We start from the raw sequence: 15,317 nt of genomic DNA on the forward strand, positions 1-15,317 counted from the left end.
TCCCCCTCCTCTCTTTAGAAGTTATGGAAAAAGATTGAATCTTTTTCCATGAAAATTCTTATGTTTTTTTCGACAAAAACATTCGTCTTTACACGGTTTTCTAGGACTTAAGTAGAATTAACTCTGATGTTGTCGTATAACATAAGTTTCTTCGAGTTTGGGATTTATTACAATAAGAAAAAAGCCCTATCTTTTCTGAAAGACAGGGCTTTTTGTGTATTTTCTGCAAATTATGAATTTTTTCGTAAATGTTGGGGCCCAAAACAAAAGTATGTTAATACTCTCCCTGATTGTTCTTAAACATTCTTAAAATAAAAAAAAAATTTCGAGTCTCAACATGAGCTTATAACGCCCGTAATTATGTATATTTCCGAATATTTCATCGTTGATAATGTTAGAATTTTTTGCCGTCATACTAAGGGTTTAAGGACAATATCATAGGTATACATACAAAGCTGTATATTAATCAATTGACAAGTTATCTTTCAAGAATGAAGAAAACTCGTCTTGCCCACACAACACTTTCTTAACAATTAAGTGGGGTCTATATATTTTAATTTTAAGAAAACAATTAGTGACTTCAAACTTTTCAACAATTCATCATTTTGCGCATTTACGCAAAATTTACCAATCTGTCGACTAAACCGATGACCAGACTTGGAATAAGGAAAATTCTTTTAATGGGAATCATTGGGTATGGAATGGAAGAATAACTACCACTCCGATAGGTTTTAACTCCGTATACATGCGGCACAAGTCCTAGGTTTTGTCGATCCGTATAACAACCCCATATCTTTTATCGGTTGTAACATCAAAATCCTTTAGATAGAAACAAAAATAAACGATATGCGTTAAGTTAGAGGGCCTTTGTGATTCGCTAAAGGATTGCTTGCCTTTGTGGATCACACAAATGTTCTCTACTCTCTTGCATACCGTTCATTTCTAGCATCATTTTAACAACTACATTGCTAGCCGCATGTTACAGGATATACTGGCTCAAATCACGATCAAGCGCAATATCATTTAATTTCTCCCGGACATACTCCGGAGTGATCACCATACGTTCCAGTGTAAGCTCAGGTGCCTCAAAGGATAAATCCTCCAAAAGCTTTTCAAGAATCGTATGCAATCGACGTGCACCTATATTTTCTGTATTTTGATTGACGGATTCAGCCAATTTGGCAATCTCGCGAATGGCCTCATCCGAGAACTCAATCTCAATATTCTCTGTCCGCAACAGATCAACATACTGCTTGGTCAGTGCATTTTGGGGTTCAGTCAGAATGGATACAAACTCCTCCAGTGTTAGACTGCTTAGTTCCACACGAATTGGGAAGCGTCCCTGAAGCTCAGGAATCAGATCAGAGGGTTTGGCGACGTGGAATGCGCCAGCTGCCATAAACAGAATATAATCCGTTTTGACAGGGCCATATTTCGTCATTACTGTAGAGCCCTCTACGATAGGCAGTATGTCACGTTGCACACCCTCACGGGATACATCAGGACCACTACCGCGTCCTTGACTGGCAACCTTGTCGATTTCATCTATGAAAATGATACCTGTCTGTTCCGCCCGGCGAATGGACTCTTGGGTAACATCATCCATGTCAATCAATTTCCCTGCTTCTTCCTGGATCAACACTTTGCGAGCTTCTTTGATGGCGAGCTTGCGCTTTTTCGTACGACGAGGTAAGAGGCTGCCAAACATCTCCTGCATGTTCATGCCCATCTGATCATTACCTTGTCCAGCGAACATGTCCATCATGTTAGGCGCAGTGTCTTCGACATCAATCTCAATGATGTCATCCTCCAACTTGCCGGACAACAGATCAAACTTGATCTTACGGCGGCGTTCGGCAACCCCAGTATCCGGTTCTGGCTCATCCTGTTCCTGAACGTTGTTGCCATTATTACCAAAGATCATCTCAAAGGGATTACGCTGACTCTTGGACTTAGACTGTGAAGGAGCCAAAATATGTACAATTCGCTCATTGGCAGCTTCTTCAGCTTTGTCTTTCACTTTTTCAGTCCGCTCCAGCTTCACCATCCGCAGTGATGTCTCAATTAGATCACGCACCATCGATTCAACGTCACGACCAACGTAACCTACTTCAGTGAACTTGGTAGCTTCCACTTTCACAAATGGCGCACCTACCAGTTTAGCGAGGCGTCGGGCGATTTCCGTTTTACCCACACCGGTAGGTCCAATCATCAAGATATTTTTAGGCACAATGTCGTCCTGAGTGTGCTCAGGCAAAAGGCTACGCCGATAACGATTACGAAGGGCTACGGCTACCGATTTTTTAGCTTTCTTTTGACCTACAATATACTTGTCAAGCTCTGCAACAATCTGTCTCGGTGTTAGCGCTTGAGTATTCATATTGCTTCCCTCCTACCAGTATGTTGAATTTATTTTACCTAACAAGGACAAAGAATCCCCTAGACGTCCTGGAGCAGATTACAGAATCATGCTCCACTACGGGAGATTTCTTTGGCTTATAACTCTTCTACAATAATATTATTATTGGTATATACACATAGCTCCGAGGCAATCTGAAGTGATTCACGCGCAATATCTTTCGCTTCCAGGTTTACTGCATGACGTTTCAACGCACGCGCAGCAGATAAGGCAAAGTTTCCACCTGATCCGATAGCAATAACGTCATCATCCGGTTCGATAATCTCCCCGCCGCCTGAAATGAGCAGCATCCCTGATTTGTCCATCACAATCAACAGTGCCTCAAGCTTACGCAAGATCCGATCCTGACGCCAATCCTTGGCAAGCTCTACAGCAGCACGCTGCAAGTTACCATGGTGCTCCTCCAGCTTACCTTCGAATTTCTCAAACAGGGTGATCGCATCCGCCACAGAACCAGCAAAGCCAGCAACAACCTGTCCGCGGTACAAACGTCTCACCTTCTTGGCTGTATTCTTCATCACAACACTTTGGCCCATGGTCACCTGACCATCTCCTGCGATTGCAGCCTTACCATTATGACGAACAGCACAGATCGTTGTAGCATGAAATGACATATCCATGATATCAGCATCCTCCCACGAATAATTTATACGCGTTCCGGAACAGTTAGACCTTCTGCCGCAGCAAAACTAGTAATGCCATCCAGTGCACGCTGTGCAAGAGCTTCATTTTTTTCCTTTTTGTTACGAATCTTCGTTTCAAGCTTCGGCAACAAACCAAAGTTTGCGTTCATTGGTTGGAAGTGCTTGAAGTCAGCAGTTGTAATATACTGAGCCATACTGCCGAGTGTTGTTTCTACCGGCAATACCACCAGTTCCTGCCCAAGTGCTGCTTTGGCTGCGTTCATGCCGGCAATCAGCCCTGATGCAGCTGATTCCACATATCCTTCTACACCCGTCATCTGACCTGCAAAGAACAAGTTAGGACGCTCTTTAAACTGATACGTCGGAAGAAGAAGTTTAGGAGAGTTAATAAATGTATTACGGTGCATTACGCCATAACGAACGAACTCTGCATTTTCAAGTCCAGGAATAAGGGAAAAGACACGTTTCTGTTCTCCCCATTTCAGATGCGTCTGGAAGCCCACCAAGTTATACAGGGTTCCAGCTGCATTGTCCTGTCTAAGCTGAACAACCGCATGTGGCAACTCTCCTGTATGAGGGTTAACCAGACCTACCGGTTTCATTGGACCAAACAGAGCCGTCTGTTTTCCGCGTTTCATCATCACTTCGATTGGCATACAACCTTCAAAGTAGATTTCTTTCTCAAACTCTTTTAATTGAGCGACTTCAGCAGTAATGAGAGCTTCATAGAAGACATCAAACTCTTCTTCTGTCATCGGACAGTTCAGATATGCCGCTTCGCCTTTATCATAACGGGAAGCCAGATACACTTTGTTCATATCAATTGAATCTTTTTCGATGATCGGTGCAGCTGCATCATAGAAGTAGAAATACTCTTCCCCCATAAGTGCCTTGATTTGCTCAGACAATGCAGGTGAAGTCAGTGGCCCCGTTGCAACAACAACGATGCCATCTTCCGGCAAAGAAGTTAATTCCTCATTCACCACTTCGATGAGCGGATGCTGGTGCAACGTGGATGTAATCTCACCTGAAAATCCATCCCGGTCCACAGCAAGTGCCCCACCTGCGGGAACTGCATGTTTGTCTGCTGCTGACAATACAAGAGAATTGAGCATTCTCATTTCTTCTTTTAACACACCCACCGCATTCGTCAATCCATTCGCACGTAGCGAGTTGCTACATACCAGTTCTGCAAATTTATCCGTATGATGAGCTGGCGTTTTCACAACAGGTCTCATCTCGTATAATTTTACGCGCACGCCGCGACTTGCAATCTGCCAGGCCGCTTCTGTTCCTGCCAGCCCGGCACCAATAACGGTTACTTGTTGTTCATATGTCAAAATCATTTACCCCCATAAAACAATTTCAAAATTCACTAAAATTGATTCGCGTATATATTAATCCGCTGATTCGTCATCCGGTTCATCCACCGGCTCCTGATGATCACATGAAGTACACTGCAATCGTGCTCCCTTTTTGTTCCGCTTTTCAATCATTAGCGATCCGCAACTTGGACATGGTTTGGCTGAAGGTCTGTCCCATGAGACAAAATCACATTCAGGATATTTGTCACAACCGTAGAAAATACGTCCTTTTTTGCTACGACGCTCAACAACATGACCTTCCTTACACTTCGGACAAGTCACGCCGATATCCTTGATAATCGGTTTGGTATTCCGGCAATCAGGGAAGCCAGAGCACGCAAGAAACTTGCCAAAACGTCCGAGTTTATAAACCAGCGGTTTGCCGCACTTCTCACAGATCTCATCCGATACTTCGTCTTCAATCTCGATTTCTTTCATTTCTTCTTCCGCAAACTCAAGGCGTTTCTCAAACGTTTCATAGAATTGTGCGAGTACTTTGACCCAATCCTCGGAACCTTCCTCCACATGGTCAAGATCACCTTCCATGTTTGCGGTAAACTCTACATTCAGGATTTCAGGGAAAAACTCTTCCATCTGTTCGATGACCAGTTCACCAAGCTCCGTTGGCATGAATTTCTTTTCCTCTATCGCAACATATCCGCGCTTCTGAATGGTCTCCAGTGTTGGCGCATATGTACTCGGACGCCCTATACCCAATTCCTCAAGCGTCTTAACCAACCTTGCCTCCGTATATCGGGGTGGCGGTTGTGTAAAATGCTGTTTTGGCTCAATCTCCTGCTTCTCAAGCACATCTCCACTTTTCAACGGAGGCAGCAGACGATCTTCATCGGTAGTACCATCGTCGTTTCCTTCAACATATACCTTCATGAAACCTTGGAACCGCACCTTCGAACCTGCTGCACGGAAAATGGTGTCCCCCGCAGCAATATCTACAGAGAGTGTATCCAGAATAGCCGAAGACATTTGGCTCGCTACAAAACGTTCCCATACCAGTTTATACAACCGGAACTGATCGCGACTCATGAATGACTTGATTGAGTCAGGGTCACGCAGAATTGAAGTTGGACGAATCGCTTCATGCGCATCCTGAGCATTAGCTGCTTTTTTGGAATAGTTTCGTGGAGTCTCAGGTGCAAATGGCTCACCATACTTACCAACGATATATTCTTTGGCTTCTTCTTGTGCAGATGCCGCAATTCGTGTGGAGTCCGTACGCATATACGTGATGAGACCTACTGTGCCTTCTTTTCCAAGGTCTACACCTTCATATAGCTGTTGGGCGACCGACATCGTCTTGGAAGCTCTGAAATTCAATTTACGCGCCGCTTCCTGTTGCAGAGAGCTCGTCGTAAACGGGGCGGAAGGGTTCCGACTCCGTTCTTTCTCTTTAACTTCCTTGATCGTAAAGTCTGCACCTTCGATCTGTTTCAGGATCGCTTGCACTTCCGCTTCACTGCCCAGCTCTGTTTTGGCCCCGTTCAGTTTATGAAACTTGGCTTCAAACGGATTGCCGTCTGCTGTCAGTTTGGCGGTAATGCTCCAGTATTCTTCCGGCTCAAAATCATCAATTTCATTTTCACGATCTAAAATGATTTTAACAGCCACGGACTGAACCCGGCCTGCAGACAAACCTTTTTTCACTTTCTTCCATAATAACGGACTAATTTTATATCCAACAAGCCGATCCAGAATACGTCTTGCCTGCTGCGCGTTAACCAAATCCATATTGATTTTCCGCGGCGTTTTGAACGCATCTTTGACCGCCTGTTTAGTAATCTCATTAAATACAACCCGGCAATCTGCCGTATCGTCCAGTTCAAGGGCATGGGCCAAATGCCATGCGATAGCCTCACCTTCGCGATCCGGGTCAGCTGCGAGATACACTTTTTTCACTTTCTTCCGTGCATCCTTCAGTTCTTTCAAAATTGAACCTTTGCCGCGGATCGTAATATATTTCGGATTAAAATCATTCTCTACCTCAACGCCGATCTGACTCTTTGGCAAATCGCGAACATGCCCCATCGAAGCTTTTACGATGAACTTGCTGCCTAAATATTTGCCTATCGTCTTCGCCTTTGAGGGCGACTCCACGATTACGAGTGCATCCGCCATAGGTTCATCCTCCTCTCAGTCATGAAACTGTCATGAAACTGTTTCTGTAAGCTTATGCATAGTTAATAACTTCTGCTAATTATATATTTCCACGCACTACGTAGGTTGTAGCTTCGTCATACCCTCGCGTATTTAGTGCCTGGTAATTGGCTAATCTGCTTTTTTATGATTAAAGATAACAGAACTGAATGCAAATGTCCAAAATCCCAACCAAGCAGCTCAACCAGTTGATCCAATGATTGTTCTCCCTGTTCCAACAGATAAATTACGCGTTGTTCATCTGGAGAGAGCTTAACCTCAGCGAATATCCCTCGCCCGGAAGGCTCGGTTGTTTCGGTCGAACGTCCTCTATTGTAAGGAAGTTGTTCTGCATTTGGCAAGCCCAATCGATACTCTTCCAATACATCTGCTGCACAAGTGACCAATTTGGCCCCTTGACGGATAAGATTGTGTGCTCCCCGACTTTTCGGCGATGTAATAGGTCCAGGGACTGCAAATACATCCCTGCCTGCTTCAAGCGCAGCATCTGCTGTAATGAGTGAACCACTGCGAATGTCAGCCTCAACAACCAATGTTCCCAGTGTCAGACCGGCAATGATTCGATTCCGTTCTGGAAATAATCCCTGGCGCGCTCGCGTACCTGGTGGATATTCTGACAAAAGTAGCCCCGTCTCCGCGATTCGCTCAGCGAGACTTGTATTTTCGGGTGGGTATATATTATCAATCCCTGTTCCGAATACTGCAATCGTTTTTCCTTTAGCACGTAGTACTGCCTCATGACATACGCTATCAATACCGCGGGCAAGCCCGCTTACAATCGTCAGTCCTGCATTGCATAATTGCTCTGCCAGCTTTTCTCCAACTTTGCGCCCATACACGGTCGGCATACGAGTTCCCACCATGGCAATAGACGAATTGTGTAGCAAACTAACATCCCCTCGAGCATACATTACCCAGGGAGGCTGAACGGTTTCCTTCATTAATATGGGATAATTCTGATCCAGATAAGTAATAACCTCTATCCCCTGATTGTAAACGTGTTCTCTTTTACTCTCAATCCAGTCGATAGTAAATTGGCTAGCCAAACGTGCAGCCTGATCTTTGCGCAAGCCTGCTGCGACCCAGTCGCGTTCCCCATAATTCAATAGTTCGGGTAATTCATGTTGTCCCAGAATCAGTTTCGAGATTGTTTTCTTGCCAATGCCCTCCATCTCATGCAACCCAAACAAGATCCATCGTTCTTCCATACCATAAACCTCCCAGAGCGGGAAGAGATCTTCCCTCATATTGTGTGTTAAGTGACCACGGAATGCAAGCGTTTACGCAGATGAGAGACAATTCCTCCCTCTTTTCCCGTAAAAAAAACGCAAAAAAGCAACCCTTCGCCCTGTTCAAGGACAAAAGGTTGCTTACCTTTTCCGTAACCATAATAGTCGGTCTACCAGAAATAAATCATTTCAGAACCGTTTCTTCTATTATAACGAAAAAGAATTAATGTGTCGTGCACAAATTCAAAATACCGCGTTCCTCAAGTACACTCACCAAAGTCGAACCCATCTCAGCAGGAGTTGGTGCTACTTTGATTCCACATGATTCCAGCTTCGCAATTTTCTCTTTGGCTGTACCTTTACCGCCAGAGATAATAGCGCCAGCATGGCCCATCCGTTTGCCTGGAGGCGCTGTTACGCCACCGATAAAGCCAACAACCGGTTTGGTCATGTTTTCACGTACCCAATCTGCAGCATCCTCTTCAGCTGTACCACCAATCTCACCAATCATGATGACCGCATGAGTCTGTGGATCTTCATTGAACCGTTTGAGGATATCAATGAACTCGGAGCCTTTTACAGGGTCTCCCCCGATTCCTACAGCAGAAGATTGTCCAATACCACGTGTCGTCAGTTGATGAACGGCTTCATAGGTAAGTGTTCCACTACGGGAAACAACGCCTACGTGCCCTGCCATATGGATATAACCAGGCATGATACCGATTTTACATTCGCCTGGTGTAATGACACCTGGACAGTTTGGTCCGATCAGGACAGTATCTTTACCCTCCATGAAGCGGTCAACTTTGATCATGTCAAGAACCGGAATACCTTCTGTAATACAGATTACGAGGTCCAGCTCAGCATCAACAGCTTCCATAATAGAATCTGCTGCAAATGCAGGAGGAACGTAAATGACGCTCGCTGTTGCGCCTGTAGCTTCCTTCGCTTCCTGCACAGTGTTGAACACCGGCAGACTAGCTACTGTACCGTCTTCCAACGTGATATCCACATTAGTTCCGCCTTTACCCGGTGTAACTCCGCCTACCATCTGGGTTCCGTAGTCCAATGCGCCCTTCGTGTGGAACATTCCCGTTGAACCCGTAATGCCTTGCGTAATGACTTTTGTATTTTTATCGATCAAAATACTCACGTTGCTTCACATCCTTACGGTTATTTTTCAATTCCCGGACAGCTCCGGTACTAAGGAATGAACTTATTTTACGAGGGCAACAATTTTCTGTGCACCATCGGCCATGGAATCGGCAGGAACAATATTCAGGCCAGATTCGCCCAGAATACGTTTGCCAAGCTCCACGTTAGTTCCTTCAAGACGAACAACCAGCGGTTTGGTCAGGCCAAGTTGCTTAGCAGCTTCAACAACACCGTTGGCGATAACATCACAGCGCATGATGCCACCGAAAATGTTAACAAAGATTCCAGCTACTTTGGCATCGGACAAAATGATCTTAAATGCTTCAGTCACCTTCTCTGTTGTTGCACCGCCCCCAACGTCAAGGAAGTTGGCGGGGTCTCCACCGTAGTATTTAATAATGTCCATCGTCGCCATCGCAAGTCCCGCACCATTGACCATACAGCCGATGTTGCCATCAAGTGCTATGTAGCTGAGGTCGTATTTGGAAGCTTCGATTTCTTTTTCATCCTCTTCATCCAGGTCACGCAGTTCCAAAATATCTTTGTGACGGAACAGAGCGTTGGAGTCAAAGTTTAATTTCGCATCTAGCGCGATAACGTTTCCATCTCCGGTAACAACGAGAGGATTGATCTCGGCAATAGAGCAATCTTTTTCGACAAAAGCTGTGTACAACGCGAGCATGAACTTAACGGCTTTGTTCACCAGTTCATTCGGAATCTTGATGCTGTAAGCCAATTTACGCGCCTGGAATACTTGCAATCCAATAGCTGGGTCAATAATTTCTTTGAAAATTTTCTCAGGTGTAGCTTCAGCTACTTCTTCAATCTCAGTACCGCCTTCTTCGGAAGCCATCATAACTACACGGCCTGTGGCACGGTCCACAACAACACCCACATAATACTCTTTGCGGATATCGCATCCTTCTTCAATCAGAAGACGCTTCACTTCTTTGCCTTCAGGTCCAGTCTGGTGTGTCACCAGTACTTTGCCCAGAATTTCGGAAGCATAGGCACGAACTTCATCCGTGCTTTTCGCCACTTTTACGCCACCGGCTTTTCCCCGGCCACCTGCGTGAATCTGTGCTTTGACAACAGTCACTGGACTGCCCAATGCCTCAGCGGCCGCGACCGCTTCATCGACTGTATAAGCAACCTTTCCGTTTGGAACGGTAACTCCATACTGTTTCAGTACTTCTTTTCCTTGATATTCATGGATATTCATTCTCGAATCCTCCTATCAACATGACTGCAACAAGGCGGGTTGGTAGACTAACAAAAGACAAATGTTGACTATTTTCACTCAAGCCCAATTCATTGTAACACGTTTTTAAAACGCTTTCCTTAAAAAACTAATGGTTAATAGACAGTATTTTGATATGAGTATGATCCCATATTGTGAATGCTTGGGTATATATGGAAAAAACCCCAGCTAAAAGCTAAGGTTTCCTTGATGTAAAACTACATTTTATTTTTTGGCTGCGTTAGTGTTGGTTTCATGAACTTTCTCCAGCAATCCTTTGAACTGACCCAGCAATGTTTCAAACTCTGTACTGTTCAAACACGCATCTCCCTGAATGGATTCAGGTATGGATAATGCCTTGTTCCGCAACTCACGGCCCGAGTCGGTTAGTGTAATTAATACTTTTCGTTCGTCCTGAGCTGAGCGTTCGCGATTAATAAGTCCTGCTGACTGCAAACGTTTGAGAAGTGGTGTCAACGTTCCCGAATCGAGATAGAGAGCCTCCCCGATCTCCTTAACCGTACATTCTTCACGTTCCCACAAAACCATCAACACCAAATACTGGGAATACGTTACGCCAAGTACCTCCAGATAAGGCTGGTACATCTTCGTAATCTCACGTGAACAAGCATATATGGCAAAGCATAATTGGTTATCCAGCTTCAAACTGTCAGTCTGCATATGTCTTTCTCACCTGCCTATTGTGCATTCTATTCCTTATAATACAGGAACTATAGATCTATACTATCACAAAATAGAAAAAAAACAGAATAATTGAGCACAAATGATTTTACTATTCAATTTAATTATGATAAATTAGATTGTGTAAAATATAAATTCAGATGGATAATCAGCAGTTCATCCCCATGATTTAACAACAATAATAGATAAGTCCAGCGAACAGATTCACGCTTTCTCAGGTCAAATTTAATAATCATAATGAAAGTTTATACGTAACCATTTTCGCCAAAGCTATTTAATGATTTCCTTCCAGAAATAAAATTCAGGGATCAGGAAAGATGACTACAGCAATGATAATGACAGGTTGACTCCATGATTCCTTTTATATAGAATGGCTTAATAGAAGCTGAGGAAGCACCTTAATTCGTAGACTGGCCCGTGTTATGCGGAGTCAAGAATCGAGTGAGGTGTTTCTTTGTCATGTACGGAAAATTACACAGTGCGTGTTTGTACGGAATTGATGGTGTTCTGATCGAAGTGGAAACCGATTTATCCAATGGTCTGCCACAGACATCCATCATCGGTTTACCGGATTCAGCCATTCGTGAGGCCGTTGAACGTGTCCGTGCAGCGATTAAAAACTGCGGATATCAGTATCCTTTACAGCGAATCACAATCAATCTGGCCCCCGCTGATCTACGCAAGGAAGGATCTTCCTTTGATCTAGCCATTGCTATTGGTTTACTTATGACAAGCGGCCAGCTTGTACTGCCTCCCCAGGAACGGACACTAGTGGTTGGCGAACTGGCGTTGGACGGTTCGATCAGGTCCGTGCCGGGCATTTTATCCATGGTGGATTTGGCCAAACGACAAGGCTTTACTTCCGTGCTCCTGCCTTTGGATAACGTGGAGGAAGCGTCACTGATTCGAGGTATCCAGGTGTTTGGCATTCGTCATTTACAGGATATTGCTCCTCAAAACCCAGATCAACCTGCTAGTTCAGTGGGAATACCAAATAATTCGAATGCAGGACCAGTCGTGTTGAAAAATTATGCACACCTCGCTGCTCCTATAACTGATAAGACTCATAAGATGGCGGATAGGAAGCCGAGACAAACACCATTATTTGCAGACGACTATAGCGATGTTCTGGGGCAGCATCATGTAAAACGCGCGCTTATGATTGCTGCAGCAGGCATGCATAACATATTGCTCGTTGGACCGCCAGGCACGGGCAAAACGATGTTAATCAAACGTCTGCCTTCCATCCTTCCTCCTTTGTCAGAAGATGAAGCGTTAGAAGTAACCAAAGTATTAAGTGCCGCAGGCAAATTGAAAGAAACGCCTCAAGGCCTGATTGCAGACAGACCTTTTCGCTCCCCTCACCACACGATATCAACCTCTGGTCTGATTGGAGGCGGTGGTATCCCAAAACCGGGTGAAGTGAGCCTTGCCCACCGTGGCATTTTGTTTCTGGATGAATTACCTGAATTCCAGCGCCAAGTGCTGGAGGTATTAAGGCAGCCGTTAGAGGATCGCACAGTGACAATTAGTCGGGCTCGCGCTGCATTCACCTTTCCGGCCCAGTTCATGCTTGCATGTTCCATGAATCCCTGTCCCTGCGGTTATTTGTCCGCTCATTCGGAGGAGCAACGCTGCATATGTAGTCCAGCCCGTGTTGCCGCGTACCGAGCCAAAATTTCAGGACCACTGCTGGACCGCATTGATCTTCAGGTTGAAGTTCCTCCACCAGGCGAGTGGCGCAAGTCTGCTGCTTCCCCTTCCTCTGAAGAAATGCAGGCAAAAGTGATCCACGCTCATCAAATTCAGGCTACACGTTATGCCCAAAGTTCAGTCCGTTGGAATAGCCAGCTTTCGGGCACGCTTTTGCGACGAACGATCCATCTCCCCCAAGAGGCAGAGCAACTGTTAGAGCAAACGCTGCAAACGTTGAACCTGAGCATGCGTGCACATGATCGAATTATCAAGATGGCACAGACAATTGCCGATCTGGACCATGAAGGTGAAATTGTGACAGCTCATGTGGCTGAAGCCATCCAGTATCGTCAATTGGATCTTAATTTATTTTGAAGCTATTTTAGAAGCATATGGAGGGAAGAACAGGCCGATTTACCCAAAGGCAGTGAAATGGGCATGAAACTGTAGACATCAAAGGAAAATCGAGAAGGATTCCTTATGCAGATTCTACAATGCGGATACACCAACATGACAAAAAACGTACAAGCCCTTCTCTTCTGTGAAGAAAGGTACTTGTACGTAGATTTCCCTGTAAACGTAAGGGGATCGTACATAGCAAAGGTCTACAATAATTTATTATTCAAAAAGAGTGAGTTTGTCCTTAGCTGGTGTGCGTTCTTTGGCAGAAGGAATAACATCAGGATATCCCATATAAATCATGCCTACAATCTTCTCTCCCGCCTCTATTCCCAGCGGTTTGCGGAATTTGGGAGCGTACAAGAATGGCTTGGTCACCCAGAACGTTCCAATGTCTTCACTCCAGGCTGCAAGCATAAAGTTCTGAACCAATGCACTGACCGCAGCGAAGTCTTCGTCCCAAATATTCTGTCTTGGATCTTCTTCCAGCACGACAAGCATAACGGATGGAACTTGCATAATATTGGCTGAGAATTTATTGTCTTCTCCCATTTCTGCGTCAATAGCCTCAGCCAGGTTCTTCCGTCCATTCCCGGTAAACAACAAAAATCTCCAAGGTTCACGCAGTTTATGGTTAGGAGCCCAGACTGCGGTGTCCAGCAATTCTATAATCTGCTGTGTAGGAACAGCTTCTTTTTTGAATTTTTTCACCGTACGACGGTTTTGAATCGCATTTCTGACTTCATTTGTTGTTTTCGTAGCTTTACTCATCGGCCGTACCTCCCTGTTTATAAAATCATTTGCAACCGCAATAGTGATTCGCAGCCTTGTACATTCAATATAAATTCTTTGTGACATAAAAAAATACCAGTTTACCTTCTTGATTATACACCCATCTGATCACGAGATTCAAAGGGGCGGCAGAGATCATTACCGTTAAGGTCATTACGAACAGAAAAGACGACTCTGAATCTTGATTCACCACGAGGGATCATAAAGTCAGAACCGTCTTTTATTCTCATGTTATTGATTCACCTATCATATCAACGAGTAATCAATCGTCGTAACTCTCCCCTTCAAACGTGCCATTACCTTCAAATGTGCCATTAACAAAATCCATTTTGTTGTACTTCTCCTGGTTACCTGCAACATCTGTACTATAGTACTCTACCACCTTGACATCAGGGGCATAAAACTTGACGGGTCCTTCATAGTTCTTCCATTCTCCCCCATTGATTCGATATTGCGTTGTTTTTACGCCCGAACCTTTGACTTCGTCTGTTGCCTGAAGTCTGAATGTAAATCCTTTGATGTATATTTTCCCGTTCACAGTATCTGTAATAGGAACTAATCTGTACTTGGTTACTGGAGGTGTAATATCTGCATCTTTCTTAAGTACGATATTAAACGTATTATGATCTCCTTTTACAAGAGTAACGCTCAGGCTCGTTTTTAAATATCCTGTTGCTTCTCCCGTTATCGTTCTAGCTCCTGTTGGTACGCGCTTTATTAAATAGTTGCCTTGAGCGTCTGTTGTTGCCGAACCTCCAGCATTAACTTTAGCCCCACTTACTGGATTGCCCGACTCATCTACAACTTTTCCCCGCACGTGTGCCGCCTCTGCCAAAACAACATCCACTCTCAAGGTTCCTCCCTCACGGACACTCAAGCGATCCTGTTCATATAACATATAATCATCGGCATCTACCCATATTGCAATGTTCGGATTATAGGCGTAATCAATTCCTGTAACCGCATATCGACCTTGCTGATCAGTTTTCACTATACGATCAAAGACACTTGTTACTTTTATACGAGCATCTGGAACAGGTCTGCCTGCCTGATCTTTGACTGTTCCTACAATCGTGATGGGCTCATAAATATGAAAATCAAGCTGTATTTGCTCTCCACCGGACAATCCGTAGGAGCCATAGTGTCTGTACGTCACATAACCCTCTGCTTCAATTACAAAAGTAATGTCCGTATTGTCTTCAACGGACTCTATAATACGATACCGTCCATTCCCATCCGTCTTCACGCTTTTCTCTGACGTATCCCCACGATAATTAAGCCAATACTTGACAGTAGCGTCCTTGACAGGTAATCCCTGACGATCAATAACTTTACCTGATACACTTGCCTGGTTAGACGGATCGGCTGCATAAGAAACTCCGGAATACATGATTCCAAACAAAATGAAACATAAAGATAGTGTGCTTAGTCGAATGATCCATTTGATACTTGTCTGCATCTTCTCACTACACCTCACCATTTATTTTATTGATCAAACATTCCTCT

Annotated in this window: 11 protein-coding genes; 1 reads left to right on the plus strand and 10 read right to left on the minus strand. The window is 44.5% G+C overall.

The annotated features are described in order from the left end of the window. Positions 1-979: 979 nt before the first annotated feature. The 8 genes from hslU to J2Z28_RS06580 all read right to left on the minus strand — a co-directional run bounded on the left by hslU (position 980) and on the right by J2Z28_RS06580 (position 10,904). Positions 980-2,380 carry an ATP-dependent protease ATPase subunit HslU gene (gene hslU / locus J2Z28_RS06545; protein ID WP_047842474.1) on the minus strand — a complete coding sequence of 467 codons (1,401 nt, stop codon included), beginning with the start codon at positions 2,378-2,380 and terminating at the stop codon, positions 980-982. 116 nt (positions 2,381-2,496) lie between these two features. Beyond that, positions 2,497-3,039 carry an ATP-dependent protease subunit HslV gene (hslV, locus tag J2Z28_RS06550; protein ID WP_017689194.1) on the minus strand — a complete coding sequence of 181 codons (543 nt, stop codon included), beginning with the start codon at positions 3,037-3,039 and terminating at the stop codon, positions 2,497-2,499. A 26-nt stretch (positions 3,040-3,065) separates the two neighbouring features. After that, entirely contained in the window at positions 3,066-4,409 is a 1,344-nt protein-coding gene (gene trmFO / locus J2Z28_RS06555) for an FADH(2)-oxidizing methylenetetrahydrofolate--tRNA-(uracil(54)-C(5))-methyltransferase TrmFO (RefSeq protein WP_415841541.1), read from the minus strand. A 51-nt stretch (positions 4,410-4,460) separates the two neighbouring features. Beyond that, complete coding sequence (gene topA, locus J2Z28_RS06560) at positions 4,461-6,560, minus strand: type I DNA topoisomerase (RefSeq protein WP_211081657.1); 2,100 nt, start codon at positions 6,558-6,560, stop codon at positions 4,461-4,463. Between the two features lie 116 nt (positions 6,561-6,676). Further along, on the minus strand, positions 6,677-7,807 hold the full coding sequence (gene dprA, locus J2Z28_RS06565) for a DNA-processing protein DprA (protein WP_211081658.1): 1,131 nt from the start codon (positions 7,805-7,807) through the stop codon (positions 6,677-6,679). Positions 7,808-8,051: 244 nt separating this feature from the next. Further along, entirely contained in the window at positions 8,052-8,981 is a 930-nt protein-coding gene (gene sucD / locus J2Z28_RS06570; protein ID WP_074094556.1) for a succinate--CoA ligase subunit alpha, read from the minus strand. A 63-nt stretch (positions 8,982-9,044) separates the two neighbouring features. Next, entirely contained in the window at positions 9,045-10,205 is a 1,161-nt protein-coding gene (sucC, locus tag J2Z28_RS06575; protein WP_036609384.1) for an ADP-forming succinate--CoA ligase subunit beta, read from the minus strand. A gap of 243 nt (positions 10,206-10,448) precedes the next feature. Continuing rightward, entirely contained in the window at positions 10,449-10,904 is a 456-nt protein-coding gene (locus J2Z28_RS06580) for a MarR family winged helix-turn-helix transcriptional regulator (RefSeq protein WP_036609387.1), read from the minus strand. A 480-nt stretch (positions 10,905-11,384) separates the two neighbouring features. Here J2Z28_RS06580 and J2Z28_RS06585 point away from each other — a divergent pair, with 480 nt between their 5' ends. Further along, entirely contained in the window at positions 11,385-12,995 is a 1,611-nt protein-coding gene (locus tag J2Z28_RS06585) for a YifB family Mg chelatase-like AAA ATPase (protein WP_211081659.1), read from the plus strand. 243 nt (positions 12,996-13,238) lie between these two features. Here J2Z28_RS06585 and J2Z28_RS06590 read toward each other — a convergent pair whose 3' ends face one another. Together J2Z28_RS06590 and J2Z28_RS06595 are read right to left on the minus strand one after the other, a co-directional pair. Further along, positions 13,239-13,790, minus strand: a complete 552-nt coding sequence (locus tag J2Z28_RS06590) for a nitroreductase family protein (protein WP_211081660.1) — start codon at positions 13,788-13,790, stop codon at positions 13,239-13,241. A gap of 283 nt (positions 13,791-14,073) precedes the next feature. Then, positions 14,074-15,270 (minus strand): carboxypeptidase-like regulatory domain-containing protein, encoded by a 1,197-nt coding sequence (locus tag J2Z28_RS06595; protein WP_211081661.1) that lies wholly within the window; start codon positions 15,268-15,270, stop codon positions 14,074-14,076. Between the last annotated feature and the right edge of the window lie 47 nt (positions 15,271-15,317).

Source organism: Paenibacillus xylanexedens, assembly GCF_017874615.1.
GTDB lineage: Bacteria > Bacillota > Bacilli > Paenibacillales > Paenibacillaceae > Paenibacillus > Paenibacillus xylanexedens.